Below are 17506 nucleotides of genomic sequence, written 5' to 3'. Positions count from 1 at the left end.
CGTCAGCCCTTCGCTGCTGCCTGGTTGACGGTCGAGACGATGTCCGACACGGACCCCTTGCCGGCGAGCAGGTTGACGACGCTCGTGTTGAGGGCGTTGCCGACGTTCTGGCCGTAGACGGTGTCGAGGTAGTTCGAGACGAACGGTGCCTTGTTGTAGGCCTCGAGCACGCTCTTCAGGTAGGGCTCACTGACGACCGACTGCGCCGACTTGTTCGCGGGGATCGCGTTGAAGGCCTTGTAGTAGGCCTCCTGCACGGGCTTCTCGGTCATGTAGTTGAGGAAGTCGGTGCAGGCCTTCTTCGGGGCCTTCGCCGAGCAGGAGTACCCGTCGACGGCGCCCATCATCGAGCCGGGTGCGCCCTTGCCGCCGGAGACCTCCGGGAAGGGGAAGAAGCCGAGGTCGGACAGCGGCTTGCCGTCCGGGGTGAGCGAGGAGATCACACCCGGGTCCCACGCGCCCATGAGCTCCATGGCCGCCTTGTGGTTCGCGATGAGACCGGCCGAGCTGCCGGCGCCCTGCTGTGCGGCGGTGGTCAGGTAGCCGTCGTTGAAGGGCTTCGTGTCGAAGAAGGCCTTGGTCTCCTCGCCGGCCTGCTTCCAGCACGAGTTCGTGAACTTCAGGTCCTGCGCGGTCTTGTTGAGGACGCTCTCGGGGCAGGCCCGGAGCGCGAAGTTGTAGTACCAGTGCGCGGCCGGCCAGGCGTCCTTCGCACCCACGGCGACCGGCTGGATGCCCGCGTCCTTGAGCTTCTGGATGTCGGCGTTCAGCTCCTCCATCGTGGTGGGGGTGCCCTCGATGCCGGCCTGCTTGAAGAGGTCCTGGCTGTACCAGATGCCCTCGGGGTTGACGTCGACCGGCATGGCCCACGTCTTGCCGTCCTGCTGGTAGCCCTTGAACGAGCCCTCGCTGATCTCGGACTTCGCGGTGGACCCGATCGAGTCGGAGATGTCGAGCAGCTGGCCGGCGTTGACCATGGCGGCCATCTTGCCGCCGCCGCGCTGCAGGAACACGTCCGGGGCCGAACCGGAGTTCAGGGCGGTCTGCAGCTTGCCGTCGAGGTCCTCGTTCTGGATGGCCTGGACCTTGATCGTGACGTTCGGGTTCTTCGCCTCGAAGTCCTTGACGGTCTGGTCCCAGAAGGCCTTGCCCGGACCGGTCGTCGAGTTGTGCCAGAAGGTCATGGTGACCTTGCCGCCGTCGCTGGAGGCATCGCTGCCCGCTGAGCAGCCTGCCGCTGTGAGAGCGGTCGCCCCGATCAGCGCGATGGCTGCCGCGGCACGGATCTTCCTCGTCATCGTGGAACTCCTCGGTGTCGTCGTTGACGTGCGGCAGCGGATGCCGCTGCGGAGAGCGTGCCAGGCATGAAGCAGGCTTGTCAATCGTTATCGATAACGTTTTCTTTATCTGGCTCACGAGCCGTGCCGGGTTCTGAGCGGTTGTACGGTGAGCACATGCAGACGGCCCTCGACACCCCGCCCGGACCGGGCCGGGTCACGATCGCGGACGTCGCGCGGGCCGCCGGGGTGTCCATCCCGACGGTGTCGAAGGTGATCAACAACCGGGACGGCGTGGCTGCGGCGACGATCGTGCGCGTGCAGGAGGTCGTCGAGCGACTCGGGTACGAGACCTCGCTCGTCGCGCGGAGCCTGCGGAGCACCCGGACGAACGTGATCGGCATCCTGGTCACCGAGTTCGAGCCGTTCTCGACCGAGCTGCTGCGCGGCATCTCCGCGGCGACGACGGGCACCGGGTACGAGCTGCTCGCCTACGCCGGCCTGCTCACCGGGTCGAGCCGACCGGGGTGGGAGCGGCGGTCGCTGTCCCGCCTGTCCGGCACGCTCATCGACGGCGCGATCGTCGTCACCCCGTCCGAGGCGATGTCCGCCGCGTCGATCCCGGTCGTCGCGATCGACCCGCACACCGGGCCCGAGGGCCACGCCACCGTGGACACCGACAACGCCGCCGGCGCCCGCGAGGCCGTCGAGCACCTCCTCACCCTCGGGCACACCCGGATCGCGCACCTGCAGGGTCGCGGCGACCTGGCGTCGTCGCAACTCCGCGACGCGGGCTTCCGCGCGGCGATGGCCGCGGCGGGCGTCCCGGTGGACGAGCACCTCGTCCGCCCCGGCGACTACCAGGAGGAGCGCTCCGCCGCGGTCGCGCACGAGCTCCTGACCCTGCCGGACCGGCCGACCGCGGTCTTCGCGGCGAACGACTCGTCGGCGATCGGCGTGCTGCACGCAGCCGAGGCGCTGGGCCTCCGCGTCCCCGAGGACCTGTCGGTGGTCGGCTTCGACGACGTGCCGCAGGCGTCGACGACCACGCCGCCGCTGACCACCGTCGCCCAGCCGCTGGTCGACCTCGGCGCGAGCGCGGTGTCGATGCTGCTCGCGATGCTCCGCGGCGAGCCGACGACCGACCACGTGCGGCTCCGCACGACGCTGCGCGTCCGCAGCAGCACGGCGGCGCCGCCGGTCGCGCGCGACTGACGCCGCGGCCGCGCGCGGCGCAGGGGGCCCGTCGAAGCGTCCCGTGCGCTCCGCACAACCGGAAGCACGCCGCACCACGCGAGACCACGGCGCGGTGTGCTTCCGGTTGTGCGCGGGCACACCGCACCACGCAGGCGGCGGCGCCGGGCGCCGCGCCAGGCCGCCGCGCGCCGCGCGTCAGCGCCGCAGCGTCTGCTTCGGGTACTCGCCGAACCGCTCGGCGTACGACGCCGAGAACCGCCCGAGGTGCGCGAAGCCCCACCGCCGCGCGATGTCCCCCACGGCACCGGCGTGCGGCCCGGCCTCGAGCAGCTCCTCGTGCACGTGGTCGAGCCGGACCTGGCGCAGGTACGTCAGCGGCGACACGTCGAACACCCGGCGGAAGGACTCCTGCACGGACCGGACGCTCAGACCGGCGGCGTCGGACAGGTCCGTGATGCTGACGTCCTCGGCCGCGTGCGCGTGGATGTACTCCACCGCCGCACGGAGCCGGGCGTTCCGGGGCTCCGCCAGGACGTCGGGCAGGTCGTCGGTCTGCGGGGGGAACATGTCGAGGAAGACCTCGGCGGCCGACACCTTGGCGTCCTGCCACACGTCCGACTCCGGCCCGCCGACGCGCAGCGCCCGGGACAGCGCCGTGAGCGCCCCCTGCCAGCGCTGCCCGATCGTTGCCTCGGGCGAGCGGCCCCCGTCGAAGCGCAACCCCTGCTCGCCCACCTCGCCGCGGGTGGCCGCGACCCGACGCACGAAGTCGCGGTCGAAGTGCACGAGCCGCTGGTCGTAGTCGGCGCTCGTGAACCAGAACTCCTCGTCCGAGGGGAACAGCACGGGGACGTCCCGCTCCATCGGCCAGCGCTCCCCGCGGACCTCGACCTCGCCCGTGCCGGCACTGATCCACGTGACGACGTAGTCCCCGCCGCCCTGCACGACGCCGCGGATCTCGCCGTGCATCTGGGACCGGCGGATCGTCACCTCGCTGTCGCCGATCGCGGTGTACCGGTAGTCGAACCGGCCGCCGGAGGCGCTCGCGCTCCACCGGTCGCCGGCGTAGATGCCGCCGAGGTCGCGGACGGCGTGGTCGGTCCGGGTGCCGGAGACCTCGAAGCGGACGGGGGCGATCGTGGCCTCGGCGGCGAACGCCTCGATGAGCGGGTCAGCCACGGTTCCCTCCGACTGTCCACATGGCGCGGTACATCTCGTTATCTGGATACGCTTCCGGGGTAGGGGCGGCGTAACGTCGCCCGGGACCACGACGCGACGAGGGGGCGACCACCACGTGAGCGAGATCGACCTGACCGCCGCCCTGACCCGGCTCGAAGCCGCGATGGGCGCACTGCGCGGACGACTCCGTGAACGCCTGTCGGTCTCCGGTTCGGACCTGACCGTGCTGCAGTTCGTCGCTCGCGCGGAGGCCGCAGAGCGGAAGGTCCGCGTGAAGGACCTGGTCTCGCACCTCGGCCTGACGAGTCCCGCGGTGACGGGCACGATCGACCGCCTGGAGCGGGCCGGGCACCTGTGCCGCGTCCCGAACCCCGACGACGGCCGCAGCCGGTTCATCGAACTCACCCCGGAGACCCAGCGCGCCTACGCGTCCGCCATGGACAGCACCAACGAGCATCTGCACGAGCTGTTGTCCTCCTTCTCGGAACGCGACCGGGTCAAGTACGTGCGGGTGATCAACCGCGTGATCGAGGCGCTCGAGTACGGCGCTCCGACCCCCTGACGCAGGCTACGGGCGCGCGAGGACACTGCTCGAACATTTGTCCAACAAGCGCAACTAGGTAACTTCCCGACCTATCTTGCCGGACGTGACGGCCGCACGTCCGTAGCGTCCTCCGTGGGAGCCCCCGATCGGGGGCAACACAGGGAGACGGGGAGGCACCATGGGCGCGTACCAGTCCGAGCCGGGCATCGACCCGGTGCGCATCGAGACGTTCCGTCGCATGCGCAAGCGTTGGAAGTACGGGGAACTGCAGGACAGCAACGGCCTGTACGCCGACTTCTTCACCGACACCGCTCGGGACCCGCGGCGCGGCTGACCAAGCGGCGCACGGTCGCCCAGGGCGACCGGCAGACGGACGGGAGGCCCGTGGCTCGACAGCCACGGGCCTCCCGTCCGTCTCCTGGGCACGCCCGGCATCAGCCCTTCACGGCACCCGAGGTGAGCCCCGACACGATGGACCGGCGGAACACCAGCACGAGGATGACGATCGGGATCGTCGCCGCGACGCTCGCCGCGAAGATCTGCGCGAAGGGCACCGTGAACTGGGTGCCGAAGAGCGCGATGCCGACCGGGATCGTGCGGAACGAGTTCTCGCTGTTGAACGTCAGCGCCATCAGGAACTCGCTCCACGACGCGGTGAACGTGAACACGCCGACCGTGAAGAGCCCCGGCTTCGACATCGGCAGGATCACCGACAGCACCGTGCGCCATGCTCCGGCGCCGTCGATCTCGGAGGCCTCCTCGATCGTCGAGGGGATGCCCTGCAGGTAGTTCCGCATGATCCAGATGGCGAACGGCAGGTTGAACGCCACGTACGGCACGATCAGCCCCGGGTACGAGTTGAGCAGCCCGAGGTTCCGCTCGAGCAGGTACAGCGGCGTCAGCACCGCGATCGCCGGGAACACCGACAGCATGAGCAGCGACGTCATGATCGCCGTCCGCCCCGCGATCCACCGGCCGGCGAGCGCGTACCCGGCGAGGAACGACAGCGCGAGGACGATCACCGTCGTCGAGACCGACACGACGACGCTGTTCACCATGTACTGCCCGAGCGCGTTGTCCCGGAACGCCGTGACGAAGTTGTCGAACGTCAGGGAGCGCGGCCAGATCGTCGGCGGCGACTGCGCGATCTCGGACGACGGCTTGAGGGACGTCGAGACGAGCCAGTACAGCGGCAGTGCGGTGAGCACCGCGATGACGACGCCACTGACGTTGATCGTGTTGACCCACCGCCGCCAGCCCTTGCGCACACGTGTCCGGGGCATCAGTCGTCCCCTCCCTTCGCCTGGTTCCGGAACGCCCGGAGGAACAGCAGGCACCCCGCCGCGACGATGACCGCCGTGCTCGTCGCGATGGCCGCGCCCGGTCCGATGTTGATGTCCTGGAAGAGCACCTTGTAGCCCATGATCGCGAGCGACTGGGTCGCGGTGCCCGGGCCGCCGTTCGTCAGCACGAACGGCAGGTCGAAGACGCCGAACGCCTGCAGGACGCGGAAGAGCACCGCGATCGTCAGCGTCGGCGTGAGCTGCGGGAGCACCACGCGCCAGAACGTCTGCCACCCGTTCGCGCCGTCGAGCTCTGCCGCCTCGTAGTGGTCCTCGGAGATCTGCACGAGCCCCGCGAGCAGGATGATCGCGACGAACGGCGTCGTCTTCCAGATGTCCGCGACCATCAGCCCGGTGATCGCGGGGACCGGTTCGCCGAGGATGACCGGGGCGTCCCCGAACAGCCCGAAGAACCACGTCGCGACGCCGTACGTCGAGTCGTAGATGTACTTCCACAGCTGGGCGTTCACGATCGTGACGAGCGACCACGGGACGAGCATCAGCGCGAGCATCCACCCGCGGGTGACCCCGAGCCGCTCGAGGACGAGCGCGACGAGCATGCCGAGGACGAGCTCGACCGAGACGGTCACGAGCGTGTACAGCACCGTGAAGCCGAGCGCCCGGTACCAGTCGGCGCTCTGCAGCAGGGCCGCGTAGTTGCCGAGCCCGAAGCCCTGGATGCTGAACCCGTCGTAGCCGATCTCGACGTCCGCGAAGCTCAGGACGATCGAGTACACGACCGGGAAGATCGTCACCGCGGCGACCACGAGGAGCGCCGGGGCCGCGAAGCCCCACGCCCCGCGCGCCCGGATGCGCTCCATGCGCGACCGAGCCGGGGTCCGGCGGTACCCGTCCGGTCCGGCGCCCGGGGTCCGTGCGGCGGGCCGGGTGGCGGTCCCGGCGCTCACAGCGCCTCCCCCGACAGGGCGAGCGAGATCGCCGAGGCCATCGCCCGGGTGCCGCCGTCCACCGACGCCTGGCCCCCGAGGATGCTGTTGCCGTTCTGGTAGACGCCCTGCGAGACCTTCGGGTAGTACGCCGTCGACGTCGGGCGGGGCACGAGCGTGATGCCGGCGGCCGTGTCGTACGTCGGCCGGTTCTGGCGCTTCGCGTCCTCGCTGACCAGGCTCGCGCTGCGGGCCGGCAGGACACCGCCCTCGCGGGTCAGGAACTGCTGCGCGGTCTCGCTCGACATCCACCGGGCGAACGTCAGCGCGGCGGCGGGCTGCTGGGTGTGCGGGTTGATGTAGTTCCCCCACCCGCCGATCGTCGAGTGGTGCTCGTCCGTGCCGTCGAACGTCGGTCGGGCGGCGAGCCCGACCTTGCCCGCGACGGCGGAGTCCGGCCCGTTCGCGATCCCCCACGCGTACGACCAGTTCCGCAGGAAGGCGGCCCGTCCGCCCGAGAAGGCGTCGTTCGTGTCCTGCTCCTGGTACGTCAGGGTCGCCCGGGGTGCGGCGCCGTCGGTGATGAGCGAGCGCATGAACTCGAAGGCGCGCTTGGTCTCCGAGCTCGTGGTCTCCGGCCGGGTCAGGTCGTCGTTCAGGAGCGAGCCGCCGGCGTCCGCGACGAACTCGGTCACGTTGCAGGTGAGTCCCTCGTACACGTCGCCCTGGAACGCCAGGCCGTAGCTGACGTCACCGGTGTCGACGAGCTTCGCGGCGGTGTCCTTGACCTCCTCCCACGACCGGGGCACCTGGAAGCCGTGCTTGTCGAGCAGGTCCTGGCGGTACAGGAAGAACGACTCGTCGATGTAGAGCGGGAACATGTAGTACGTCCCGTCGACGCTCGCCGCCTGCCGCAGTCCCTCGGGGAACTGCTCGAAGAAGTCCGCCCCGACGAGCTCGTTCACGGGCGTCGCGAGCTTGTTCTTCGCGAACTGTCCCGGCCAGGCCACGTCGCCGAGGTACACGTCCGGCGTGGGGCTGCCCGCGGCGATCTGCGTCGTCAGGCTCGTCCGGTTCGTGTCGGTGTCGCTCGGTGCGCTGACGATCCGGACGCGGATGTTCGGGTGCTCCCGCTGGAACTCCGCGATGAGGCGCCGTCGCAGGTCGCCGCCGTCCTTCGAGGCGACCTGTCCGGCCCACCAGCTGATCGTGACGTCGCCGTCCGGCGGGTCCGTCGGCCAGTCCTGGACGGTGGTGCGCTCGGGTCGCGTGGAGCAGCCGGCGAGCAGCAGCACCCCCGCTCCCCCGAGCAGGAACAGTCTCCGGTCGATGGCCATCCGTCCTCCTCGACGTGTGGTGCTGCGAACCTGTGAGTCCACACAACCAAGCGTCCCTGGGAGGGCGTGCAGGCGGTGCCGTCGTCGCACTCGGCGCACGTCCGCGCGCAGCCGGCACGGACGGACGGGAGGCACGTGGCGGCGCCGCCACGTGCCTCCCGTCCGTCAGGCGGTCGCGCCGGTGGGGGCCGCGGCCACCGACTCCGCGGGGCGGAGCACGCAGGGCAGCAGGAAGTGCGGTTTGCCCTCGCTCGCGCCGTCGAGCTGGTCGATCAGGGCGTCCGCTGCACGCTCGCCGAGCTCGCGACCCGGGGCGACCATCGTCGTCAGGCGGGGGTGGTGCTGGTCGCCCGCGGTCCCGGACGAGGCGATGCTCAGCACCGAGACGTCGTCGGGGACCCGCCGCCCGGCCGCGTAGAGCCCGACGAGGAGCCCGGCGGACGAGTCGTCCTTCATGACGAGCACGCCCGAGACCTCCGGGTCGGCGTCGAGCAGTGCGCGGGCCGCCTCGCGTCCGCCCTCGCTGCCGGCTCCGGCGTAGACCACGGTCCCGACCGCGCCGCGGGCCGCGACGGACCGTCGGAAGGTGTCCTCGACGCGCAGGTGCGGGGCGTACCCGGCCATCGGCGTGCCCTCGAGGTTCTCGAGCACGAGTCCGAACCGGCGGTGCCCGAGCTCCTGCAGGTGGTCGAGGGAGTCCTCGATCGTGGTCTCGAAGTCGATGTCGACGAACGGCAGGTCGCTGCTGTCCCGGGTCCGGCCGATCAGCGTGAAGGGCACGTCGAGCTCGCTGAGCTTCCGGACGCGCGGGTCGTCCATCCGCACCTCCATGAGCACGACCCCGTCGACGAGTCCACCCGACACGAGGTCGTCGAGGTCCTCACCCGCGGGGTCGACCGGCCAGAGCACCAGGTGGTAGCCGCGCTGGGACGCCCGCTCGGCGGCGCTCATGAAGAACTCCGACGTCGTCGGGCTGAACCGGTTGCCGACGGTCGGGAAGAGCAGCGCGATGATCCGGGTCCGCCGGCTCGCGAGCGCGCGTGCCACGAGGTTGCCGCGGAACTTCAGCTCGCGCATCGCCGCCTCGACCCGGGCAGTGGTCGCCGGCGTGACGTACTTCGTGCCGTTCACGACGAAGGACACCGTCGCGATCGAGACGCCGGCGCGGTCGGCGACCTGCTGCATCGTGGCCATGGCGCCTCCGGGTCTGGTCGTGCTGTCTCGTCAGCCTGTGTGTGGTCAGCCTGCGTGTGGTCAGCCTGCGTGTGGTCAGCCTGCGTCTCGTCAGCATAGACCCGCCGATCTCTGAAAAAAGCGCTTTACAGGCTAAGCGCTTTGCTGTTAAGTTCTCGCCCCAAGGACCACCGCGACGACGACGTCGATGGAGCCGTCGCCGGGCGTCCCCTCATGCATCCGCCCAAGAGAAGAGCTACGCAATGAAGCACCGGTTCCACTCCTCGTCCCGTCGGATCCGCGCCCTCGTCGGCGCGGTCGCCGTGGTCGCCACGGTCCCCCTCGTCCTGTCCGGCTGCTCCGGCTCCGGGTCCGCCTCGTCCGGCGGCGGCTCCAAGACCCTCACGATCGAGGACTACTACGCCGCCAACTACGACCCCATCTACCAGCAGTGCGCGAAGACCGTCGGCGCCCAGGTGAAGATCAACCACGTCGCCGGTGCCGGTCTCATCTCGAAGGTGCTGCAGCAGGCGTCGTCGCGGACGCTGCCCGACGTCCTCATGCTCGACAACCCGGACGTGCAGCAGATCGCCGCCTCCGGCGCCCTGTCCGATCTCGGCGACTACGGCCTCGACGCGAACGACGACGTCCCGGGCGTCAAGGGTGCGAACACGTACGAGGGCAAGCTCTACGGTCTGCAGCCCGTCACCAACTCGATCGCGCTGTACTACAACAAGAAGCTCCTGGCGGACGCCGGGGTGCAGCCCCCGAAGACGTGGGACGAGTTGAAGGCCGCCGCGAAGAAGCTCACGAGCGGGTCGACGTACGGCTTCGCGATGAGCAACATCAACACCTACGAGGGCACCTGGCAGTTCCTGCCGTTCTTCTGGTCGAACGGCGGTGACGAGAAGGACATCGCGACGCCCGAGGCCGCGCAGGCCCTGCAGCTCGTCGAGGACCTGCAGAACGACGGCTCGATGTCGAAGAGCTCGATCAACTGGGCGCAGGCCGACGTCAACAACCAGTTCATCGCCGGCAAGGCCGCGATGATGATCAACGGCCCGTGGCAGCTGCCGGCGCTGAAGGAAGCGAAGAACCTGGAGTTCGACAGCGTCCCGATCCCGACCCGCACCGGCTCGGCGACCGTCGCCCCGCTCGGCGGCGAGGCCTTCACCGTCCCGCAGACCGGCGACGAGGCGAAGATGCAGCTCGCCGGCAAGTTCGTCGGCTGCCTGAACAGCGACAAGATGCAGAACGTCATCGCGGGCGTCACGGGCAACGTGCCGACGAACACCGAGGTCGGCGCCGCGTGGGCGAAGGACCACCAGGACGTCGCCTCGTTCGTGACCACGGTGCAGACCGCCCGGGCCCGCACCGGCGAGCTCGGCCCGGACTGGCCCAAGGCCGCCACGAAGATCTACACCGCCGTGCAGCTCGCGCTGACCGGGAAGGCCGACCCCGAGCAGGCGCTCGAGCAGGCGCAGTCACAGAACCAGTAGCGGATCCGGGGAGCCGGTCCCCCGACCGGCTCCCCGTCCTCGACGCAAAGGACCTGACATGAGCGCCTCGACCCAGCTCCGTTCGCGAGCGACGTCCCCGGCCCCCGTACGACCCGGACAGCGCCGCGCGCGGCTCCGTTCCGGCCTGACCCGATGGCTGTTCGTCATCCCCGCCGCCGTCTTCGTGGCCCTGTTCTTCGGCTACCCGGTGGTCAAGAACGTCGTGATGTCGTTCCAGGACTACACGACGAAGACCTTCTTCACCGGCGAGGCCCCGTGGGTGGGCTTCGGCAACTACGTCTCGGTGTTCACGAGCGCCGTCTTCACGACGAGCGTCGTCAACACCGCCCTCTTCACTGCGGGGTCGATCATCCTGCAGTTCGTCCTCGGGCTCGGGCTCGCGCTGTTCTTCCGGCGGCACTTCCCGCTGTCCGGGTTCCTGCGCGGCCTGCTGCTGCTGCCGTGGCTGCTCCCCCTCATCGCCTCGAGCGCGGTGTGGAAGTGGCTGCTCGACCAGGACAGCGGCGCGCTGAACCAGCTGCTCGGGGTCGTCGGCATCGGGCCGGTGCCGTGGCTGGTCAGCCCGAGCCTCGCGCTCATCGCGGTGATCGGCGTCAACGTCTGGCTCGGGATCCCGTTCAACACCACGATCCTGTACAGCGGGCTGCAGTCCGTGCCGCCGGAGCTCTACGAGGCCGGCGCGCTCGACGGCGCCACCGGGTTCAAGGCCTTCTGGTACATCACCTGGCCGAGCATCCGGTCGGTGGTCAGCGTGGTGATCGTGCTCGGGGTCGTCTACACGCTGAAGGTCGTGGACATCATCCTCGGCCTGACCGGTGGCGGACCGGCGAACTCGACGCAGACGCTCGCCACGAACGCGTACCACCAGTCGTTCATCAACTTCCAGTTCGGCATCGGAGCCGCGGTGAGCAACGTGCTCATCGTCGTCTCGTTCGTCTTCGCGATGGTCTACATCGCGATCTCCAGGAAGGCGGTCGACGAATGAGCGTCGGACTCGCAGGCAGGACCGTCACGGCGACCCGGGCGATCACCACGGCACGGAGCACCCGGGCCCGCCGACCCCGTTCGAGCCGGAAGGGGATCCCGTTCACGATCCTCGGCATCGTGTTCCTCGCGATCATGATCTTCCCCGTCTACTGGATGGTGAACACGTCGCTGCAGGCCACGTCCGGTGCCGCCACCGCGACCTGGTTCCCCTGGAACCCGACGTTCGCCGGCTACCAGGCGGCGTTCGCCCAGCAGGGGCAGAACTTCGTCTCGAGCATGATCATCGGCCTCGGCACCGTCGTGCTGACGCTCGTCATCGCGACCCCGGCGGCCTACGGACTCGCCCGCTTCCGGATGCGCGGCACGAAGGCGTTCCTGCTCGTGCTGCTCATCACGCAGATGATCCCCGGGATCGTGATCGCGAACGCGCTCTACACGCTGTTCAACAACGTCGGACTGCTCAACAGCTACCTCGGACTGATCCTGGCGGACAGCGCCGTGCAGGTCCCCTTCGCGGTGCTGCTCATGCGCGCGTTCATGGAGTCGATCCCGCCGAGCCTGGTCGAAGCCGCGCTCGTCGACGGTGCGAACGACCTGCGGGCCTTCGTGTCGATCGTCCTGCCGATCAGCCGGAACGCGATCGTCACCGCGGCGCTCTTCACGTTCCTCGGTGCCTGGGGCGACTTCCTCATCGCGCTCACCCTGACGTCGACCGACGCCGTCCGACCGATCACGCTCGGCATCTACAACTACATCGGCTCGAACGTGACCGACTGGGGCCCGGTGATGGCGACGTCCGTGCTGGCATCGCTGCCGGCCGCGGTCCTGCTCATCGTCGCCCAGCGCTACATCTCCGCCGGTGCGCTCGGCGGTGCCGTCAAGTGACGACGGCCCGCCCCGCGCTCCCACAGCCAGGAAGGCACACACCATGACCACCACCCCCCTCCGCGTCACCGTCTGGGGCGAGAACGTCCACGAACAGGTCGAGCAACACGTCGCCGAGCGCTACCCCGAGGGCATGCACGGGGCGATCGCCGCGGGCATCCGCGAGCACCTGCCCGAAGCCGTGGTCCGCACCGCGACCATGCAGGAGCCCGAGCACGGCCTGACCGACGCCGTGCTCGCCGAGACCGACGTCCTCACCTGGTGGGGGCACGCCGCCCACGCGGACGTCGACGACGCCGTCGTGGACCGGGTGCACAAGCACGTCCTGTCCGGCATGGGGCTCGTCGTCCTGCACTCCGGCCACTGGTCGAAGATCTTCGGCAAGCTCATGGGCACGACCTGCACGCTCCGGTGGCGTAGCGAGCACGACCAGGAGCTCGTCTGGACCGTGAACCCGCAGCACCCCATCACCCGTGGCGTCCCGAACCCGATCGTCATCCCCGAGCAGGAGATGTACGGCGAGTACTTCGACGTCCCGACCCCTGACGAGTTGATCTTCATCTCGGGGTTCACCGGCGGCGAGGTCTTCCGGAGCGGCATGACCTACCGCCGCGGCCTCGGGAAGATCTTCTACTTCTCGCCGGGCGACCAGGACTTCCCCGTGTACCACCACCCCGACGTCCGTCGGGTGATCGCGAACGGCGCGGAGTGGGCCCGGCCGGACCGGGAGCGCGAGCTGCCGACGCTCCGCCGCTACGACCTGGGCGAGTACTTCGACGGCCAGCACTACCGGGGCCCGTTCGACGACGAGCCGGTCGAGCCGGCGTCCGAGCAGGCCGACGACCAGGCCGCCGGGGTCCGCGCATGACCGAGCACGCCCCGCTGCGGGTCGTGCAGGTCGGCGCCGGCGGGATGGGCCGCGCGTGGCTCGCCACCGTCGCCGCCGACCCCGACGTCGAGCTCGTCGGCGTCGTCGACCTCGACCTCGACGCCGCACGCGCCGGGGCCGACCTGGCCGGCGCCCCGTCGATCCCGGTCGGCCGGGACCTCACGGCGCTCCTCGCGGAGACCGGTGCCGAGGCCGTCCTCGACATCACCGTGCCCGTCGCCCACCACCAGGTCACGATGGACGCCCTGCACGCCGGCCTGCCGGTCCTCGGCGAGAAACCCGCCGCCCAGACCGTCGCCGAGGCCCTGTCCCTCGCCGCCGCGGCCGAGGTCACCGGGCAGCTGTTCATGGTGTCCCAGTCCCGCCGCTACAACGACCAGCTCGTCGCCTTCCGGCAGCACGTCCGCGCGCTCGGCGGGGTCGGGAGCCTGAACACCCGGTTCGCGAAGGCACCGCGCTTCGGCGGCTTCCGTGAGGAGATGGACGACGTCCTGCTCCTGGACATGGCGATCCACGCCTTCGACTCCGCCCGCTACGTGCTCGAACGCGAGCCCGTGTCGGTGTACTGCGAGTCGTGGAACCCGTCGTGGTCCTGGTACCGCGGGCACGCGAACGCCGCCGCGGTGTTCACCTTCGAGGACGACGTCCGCTACGTCTACGACGGCTCGTGGTGCGCGCCGGGCGACGAGACGTCCTGGAACGGCGACTGGCGGGCCACCGGCGCGACCGGCTCGGCCGCCTGGGACGGCGACCACGACCCGTCGAGCGTCGTCGACGGCGGAGCGGGGTCGCCCGACGCCGCCCCCGGGGTCGGGACGGAGATCGCGGGAGCGCTCGCCTCGTTCGTCCGCGCGGTCCGGTCCGGGCACCGTCCCGACGGCGAGGTGCACGGCAACGTGATGAGCCTGGTGATGGTCGACGCGGCGATCGCGTCGGCGCGCTCCGGGCAGCGCGTGGTCGTCGACGAGGTGCTCGAGCAGGCGCACGCGACGGCCCTGGAGACCGAGCGGGACGAGGCGGTCCGGGAGCGGCTCGCCGCGTGGGGTCCGGTCCGGCAGGCGCTCGCGTCCGACAGCGGCGCGCTCGCCTGACCCGCCCCACGTGACCACCCCACGGACGGGAGGCGCGGTTCCGGCCGGCACCGCGCCTCCCGTCCGTCCGTGGTCGCGTCCGCACCCGCCCACCCGCGCTCGCGCTGCCGGATCCACGGATGCCGGGCCGATCCGTGCAACGAAGGCCGATCCGCGCGTACTGGGTCGAATCGCGCGTACCAGGTCGTTCGTTCTGACCAGGTATGCGCGGATCGGCTTCCTACGTCACGCGCGATGGGAACGACCGCGCGGGCGGGGTCAGCGGGGGATGACCGAGAAGAGGAACTTCTTGCGGATCATGTACCAGACCAGCAGGATCAGCGCGGTGTGGGCGGCGAAGCCGATCCACCCGTTGAACCAGTCGACACCGGGGATCGACGCGATGGCCAGCGCGAAGAACACCTGCCACACGAAGACGTAGAGGCTCGCCTGCCCGATCGGGATCCAGAGCCAGCCGAGGACCGCCGCGATCGGCTTCCAGAACACCGTGAGGATCGCGTACGACACGATCGCGAAGAACGCGATGTCGACGAGCCGGCCCCACTGCAGGTCCACGCGCTGGTACGCCGTGTTGTAGAGCTGGTCGTACATCGTCGCGGGGAACGGGGTCGGGGTGAAGCCGAACTGGTTGCCCGCCCAGACGTAGACCAGGAACAGCGCGTACCCGGTGATGCCGACGCCGATGAGCACCTTGCCGAGCCGACCGGTGAGCGCGCCGATGACCTGTCGGCGGTAGTAGCCGAGCACGAGTCCGTGCGTGAAGACGACCTGCCAGGTGAGGAGGGGGAAGACCGCCTCGAACTGCGAGTTCAGCGGACGGAAGTCGGGGTTGAGGGCCTGGAAGACGTAGACCGCCCAGCTGACGACGAGCAGCGCCCACCAGAACCCGCGCCGGATCACCCACATGAAGAGCGGGATGAACAGGCTCAGCACCACGAAGAGTCCCATGATGTTGAACGGCCACGGGCCCATCTCGAGCAGCAGGAACTGCCGGATCGCGTACCAGGGCGGCGGGTACGCGAGCAGCTGCATCGCGTTCGGGTACAGGTCGTACACCCGTCCCTCGGCCCCGACGCCGCCGGTCCCGGTCCCCCGGTCCGTGAAGGTCGTGATCGCGTCGGTGTTCAGGAAGGGGATGAAGCTCATCGCGAAGACGACCAGGATCACCCCGAGCGTCACGAGGTACTGCTTCCGCGCACGCTTCCACGCGCCGACGGCGGCGACCCACTCGCCGAACTTCTTGATCGCGAACGGGTAGGTCATGCCGAGGACCATGCCGGACAGGAACACGAACATCTCGGCGCCGGTGATCGCGCCCGTGGCGTGCAGCGTGATGTACGAGTACGGCCCGCCGATCTCGATGTGCGTGATGACGACGGCGAGGATGATGAAGCCGCGGAACAGGTCGAGCCGCAGGTCGCGCCCGGGCTTGCCGTCGTCGGGGTAGCGCCAGCTCGGCAGGAGGCGACCGACGAGGCCGCTGAGCAGGAACACCGCCGCCAGACCGGCCGCCAACCAGACGATCCACGCCATCTGGTCGCCGCCGGTCTCGTACTCCTGGCTGATGGCGGCGGCGCCGTCCTGCGGTGTGATCCGCTCGGTGACCGGCCCGAAGACGAAGTGGTCGGCGTCCTGCAGGTCGGTGCGGAACGACCCGGCGATCCCCGGGACGGCCGTGTCCCGCCAGTCCGCGACCCGGTTGCCGGCCTCGGGCTCGCGGCGGTTCGTCTCGAGGAACGTGACGCCGCGGACCTCGGGGTGCTGCTGCACGGCGGCGATCACCTGCCGCCACCACTCCTGCTTGACCGGGAGCTCCGCGGCTCCCTCGAGCGAGTGGTCGTAGAGCGCCCCGGTGTCCAGGAGCATCGGACGGTCCTGGTCGACGGCGAAGCGCTGGGTGAAGGTCCCCTCGGTCTGCGGCTGCTGGTAGCCCCAGGTCTCGTCGAAGCGTGCCTGGACCTCACCGGCGGCGGGGACCTCGTTGGTGGTGAGAGGGACCTCGCGCCCGGCGGCCTCGGTGGCCTTGCCCTTGCCGAAGGAGAACATCGACAGGCCGACCCAGTCGACGCTCGAGGCACCGGGCCAGTACGGCGCGTACGGGTCGTCGGCCGCGGTGAGCTGTCCGTCGCCGTTCGTGTCGAGCTTCGACACGTCGGTCGCCGACAGGTCCTGCAGGCGGCCGGCGGACTCCCCGAACGGGTAGCCGGCCCCGTACGACGGCGACCACACCATCGCGGCCGACGAGTCGCCGGCGTGCACGACGCGGGCGAGCGTACGGAAGGCGTCGACGAACGCGGTCGGCTGCTGCCCCCACCGGACCCACGTGCCGTTCATCTGCGGCGCGAAGCGGACGAGCACGCGGGTGTCGTACTGCCGGTGGACCTCCTCGAACAGGCGGTTCGCGGTCTCGGCGTCGGCGCGGGTCAGGGAGCCGAGCGACTGCGAGGGCTCGAGGCTGACGACGAGGACGGCCCCCTGGGCGGCCGCAGCCCGGGTCGCCCGGAGGAACTCCTTCCGGGCGCTCCGGTCGAAGGGGTACTCGATCTCGACGCCGTACATCGACGGCACGGCACCGAGTCGGCCCGCGTAGCCGTCCGGGCCGTCGTCGCCCCAGTCCAGGTCGGGGCCGAACCACGCCCGGTCGGACGCCGGGAGCGCACCGCGGTCCGAGGCCGCCGCCGGGGTCGCCGCCGCCGGGGTCGCCGTCACCGCGGCCGCCGGGAGTGCGCCGCCGAGCAGCAGCGTCCCGATCACGACGAGGAGCGCGACGGCCTTGGCCAGGACGCCCCTCACCGGGTGCACGCCAGCGTCCAGATGTTGTGACCGCCGACGTGCTGGTGCTCGAGCCGGTCGAGCGCGGCCGTGGCGAGCGCGAGGCCGCGGCCGCTCTCCTCGTCGACGTCCGCCATCGTCACCGCGGACAGGTCGACGTCGGCCGGCTGCCCGTTGTCGGTGAGCACCGCGAGGAGTTCGCGGTCGGTCGCCAGGAGCTCGACCGTGTACCGGCGGCCCTCGACCCGGTCGGTGCGCTTCGTGTGCTCGACGATGTTCGCGGCGATCTCGGCCAACGCGGTCTCGAGCGCGAAGCGGAGCCGCACGTCGTCGACGTCGAGCGTCTCCCACCAGGCGGCGAACCGGTCCTGCACCTCGTCGAGGGACGCGGCGACGGCCGGCACCTCGAAGGTCACGTGCTGCAT

Annotated in this window: 16 protein-coding genes; 8 read left to right on the top strand and 8 right to left on the bottom strand. The window is 70.3% G+C overall.

Annotated features, from left to right (window positions below; all coding sequences use genetic code 11):
• Positions 1–2 precede the first annotated feature (2 nt).
• Complete coding sequence (locus LQK89_RS03665) at positions 3–1298, bottom strand: ABC transporter substrate-binding protein (RefSeq protein WP_231050233.1); 1296 nt, start codon at positions 1296–1298, stop codon at positions 3–5.
• 156 nt (positions 1299–1454) lie between these two features.
• On the opposite strand from LQK89_RS03665, the gene LQK89_RS03660 reads away from it, so the two are divergent.
• Positions 1455–2492 carry a LacI family DNA-binding transcriptional regulator gene (locus LQK89_RS03660; RefSeq protein WP_231050232.1) on the top strand — a complete coding sequence of 346 codons (1038 nt, stop codon included), beginning with the start codon at positions 1455–1457 and terminating at the stop codon, positions 2490–2492.
• Positions 2493–2669: 177 nt separating this feature from the next.
• On the opposite strand, the gene LQK89_RS03655 is transcribed toward LQK89_RS03660, so the two are convergent.
• The gene (locus LQK89_RS03655) at positions 2670–3653 is read right to left on the bottom strand and encodes an AraC family transcriptional regulator (protein ID WP_175326995.1); all 984 of its coding nucleotides are present in this window, start codon (positions 3651–3653) and stop codon (positions 2670–2672) included.
• 115 nt (positions 3654–3768) lie between these two features.
• Here LQK89_RS03655 and LQK89_RS03650 point away from each other — a divergent pair, with 115 nt between their 5' ends.
• Both LQK89_RS03650 and LQK89_RS03645 read left to right on the top strand, forming a co-directional pair.
• On the top strand, positions 3769–4215 hold the full coding sequence (locus LQK89_RS03650) for a MarR family winged helix-turn-helix transcriptional regulator (protein ID WP_058743118.1): 447 nt from the start codon (positions 3769–3771) through the stop codon (positions 4213–4215).
• 160 nt (positions 4216–4375) lie between these two features.
• Positions 4376–4531: a hypothetical protein gene (locus LQK89_RS03645; protein WP_167510011.1), complete on the top strand. Its 156-nt coding sequence runs from the start codon at positions 4376–4378 to the stop codon at positions 4529–4531.
• Between the two features lie 100 nt (positions 4532–4631).
• Here LQK89_RS03645 and LQK89_RS03640 read toward each other — a convergent pair whose 3' ends face one another.
• The 4 genes from LQK89_RS03640 to LQK89_RS03625 form a co-directional block, all read right to left on the bottom strand.
• The gene (locus LQK89_RS03640) at positions 4632–5480 is read right to left on the bottom strand and encodes a carbohydrate ABC transporter permease (protein ID WP_231050231.1); all 849 of its coding nucleotides are present in this window, start codon (positions 5478–5480) and stop codon (positions 4632–4634) included.
• Complete coding sequence (locus LQK89_RS03635; protein WP_180225635.1) at positions 5480–6448, bottom strand: carbohydrate ABC transporter permease; 969 nt, start codon at positions 6446–6448, stop codon at positions 5480–5482. Before LQK89_RS03635 ends, LQK89_RS03640 begins: the two co-directional genes overlap by 1 nt.
• On the bottom strand, positions 6445–7764 hold the full coding sequence (locus LQK89_RS03630) for an ABC transporter substrate-binding protein (protein ID WP_175326997.1): 1320 nt from the start codon (positions 7762–7764) through the stop codon (positions 6445–6447). Before LQK89_RS03630 ends, LQK89_RS03635 begins: the two co-directional genes overlap by 4 nt.
• 165 nt (positions 7765–7929) lie before the next feature.
• Entirely contained in the window at positions 7930–8958 is a 1029-nt protein-coding gene (locus tag LQK89_RS03625) for a LacI family DNA-binding transcriptional regulator (RefSeq protein ID WP_231050230.1), read from the bottom strand.
• Positions 8959–9200: 242 nt separating this feature from the next.
• On the opposite strand from LQK89_RS03625, the gene LQK89_RS03620 reads away from it, so the two are divergent.
• The 5 genes from LQK89_RS03620 to LQK89_RS03600 are packed head-to-tail and all read left to right on the top strand — an operon-like array spanning position 9201 to position 14309.
• Positions 9201–10436 carry a sugar ABC transporter substrate-binding protein gene (locus LQK89_RS03620; RefSeq protein ID WP_174778845.1) on the top strand — a complete coding sequence of 412 codons (1236 nt, stop codon included), beginning with the start codon at positions 9201–9203 and terminating at the stop codon, positions 10434–10436.
• A 58-nt stretch (positions 10437–10494) separates the two neighbouring features.
• Positions 10495–11442 (top strand): carbohydrate ABC transporter permease, encoded by a 948-nt coding sequence (locus tag LQK89_RS03615; protein ID WP_231050229.1) that lies wholly within the window; start codon positions 10495–10497, stop codon positions 11440–11442.
• A complete protein-coding gene (locus LQK89_RS03610) occupies positions 11439–12329 on the top strand; it encodes a carbohydrate ABC transporter permease (RefSeq protein WP_058743273.1) in 891 nt (296 codons plus the stop codon). Before LQK89_RS03615 ends, LQK89_RS03610 begins: the two co-directional genes overlap by 4 nt.
• A gap of 43 nt (positions 12330–12372) precedes the next feature.
• On the top strand, positions 12373–13197 hold the full coding sequence (locus LQK89_RS03605) for a ThuA domain-containing protein (RefSeq protein WP_175326999.1): 825 nt from the start codon (positions 12373–12375) through the stop codon (positions 13195–13197).
• Complete coding sequence (locus LQK89_RS03600; RefSeq protein WP_231050228.1) at positions 13194–14309, top strand: Gfo/Idh/MocA family protein; 1116 nt, start codon at positions 13194–13196, stop codon at positions 14307–14309. The genes LQK89_RS03605 and LQK89_RS03600 overlap by 4 nt, the downstream gene beginning before the upstream one ends.
• Positions 14310–14567: 258 nt before the next feature.
• Here the strand turns inward: LQK89_RS03600 and opgC are convergent, their stop codons facing one another.
• Entirely contained in the window at positions 14568–17102 is a 2535-nt protein-coding gene (gene opgC / locus LQK89_RS03595) for an OpgC domain-containing protein (protein WP_231050227.1), read from the bottom strand.
• The gene (locus LQK89_RS03590; protein WP_058742853.1) at positions 17099–17506 is read right to left on the bottom strand and encodes an ATP-binding protein; all 408 of its coding nucleotides are present in this window, start codon (positions 17504–17506) and stop codon (positions 17099–17101) included. Before LQK89_RS03590 ends, opgC begins: the two co-directional genes overlap by 4 nt.

The organism is Curtobacterium sp. C1 (assembly GCF_021049325.1).
Classification (GTDB): Bacteria; Actinomycetota; Actinomycetes; order Actinomycetales; family Microbacteriaceae; genus Curtobacterium; species Curtobacterium citreum.
The sequence above is the reverse complement of the archived record's forward strand: the minus strand, read 5'-3'. Positions and strand labels throughout refer to the sequence as shown.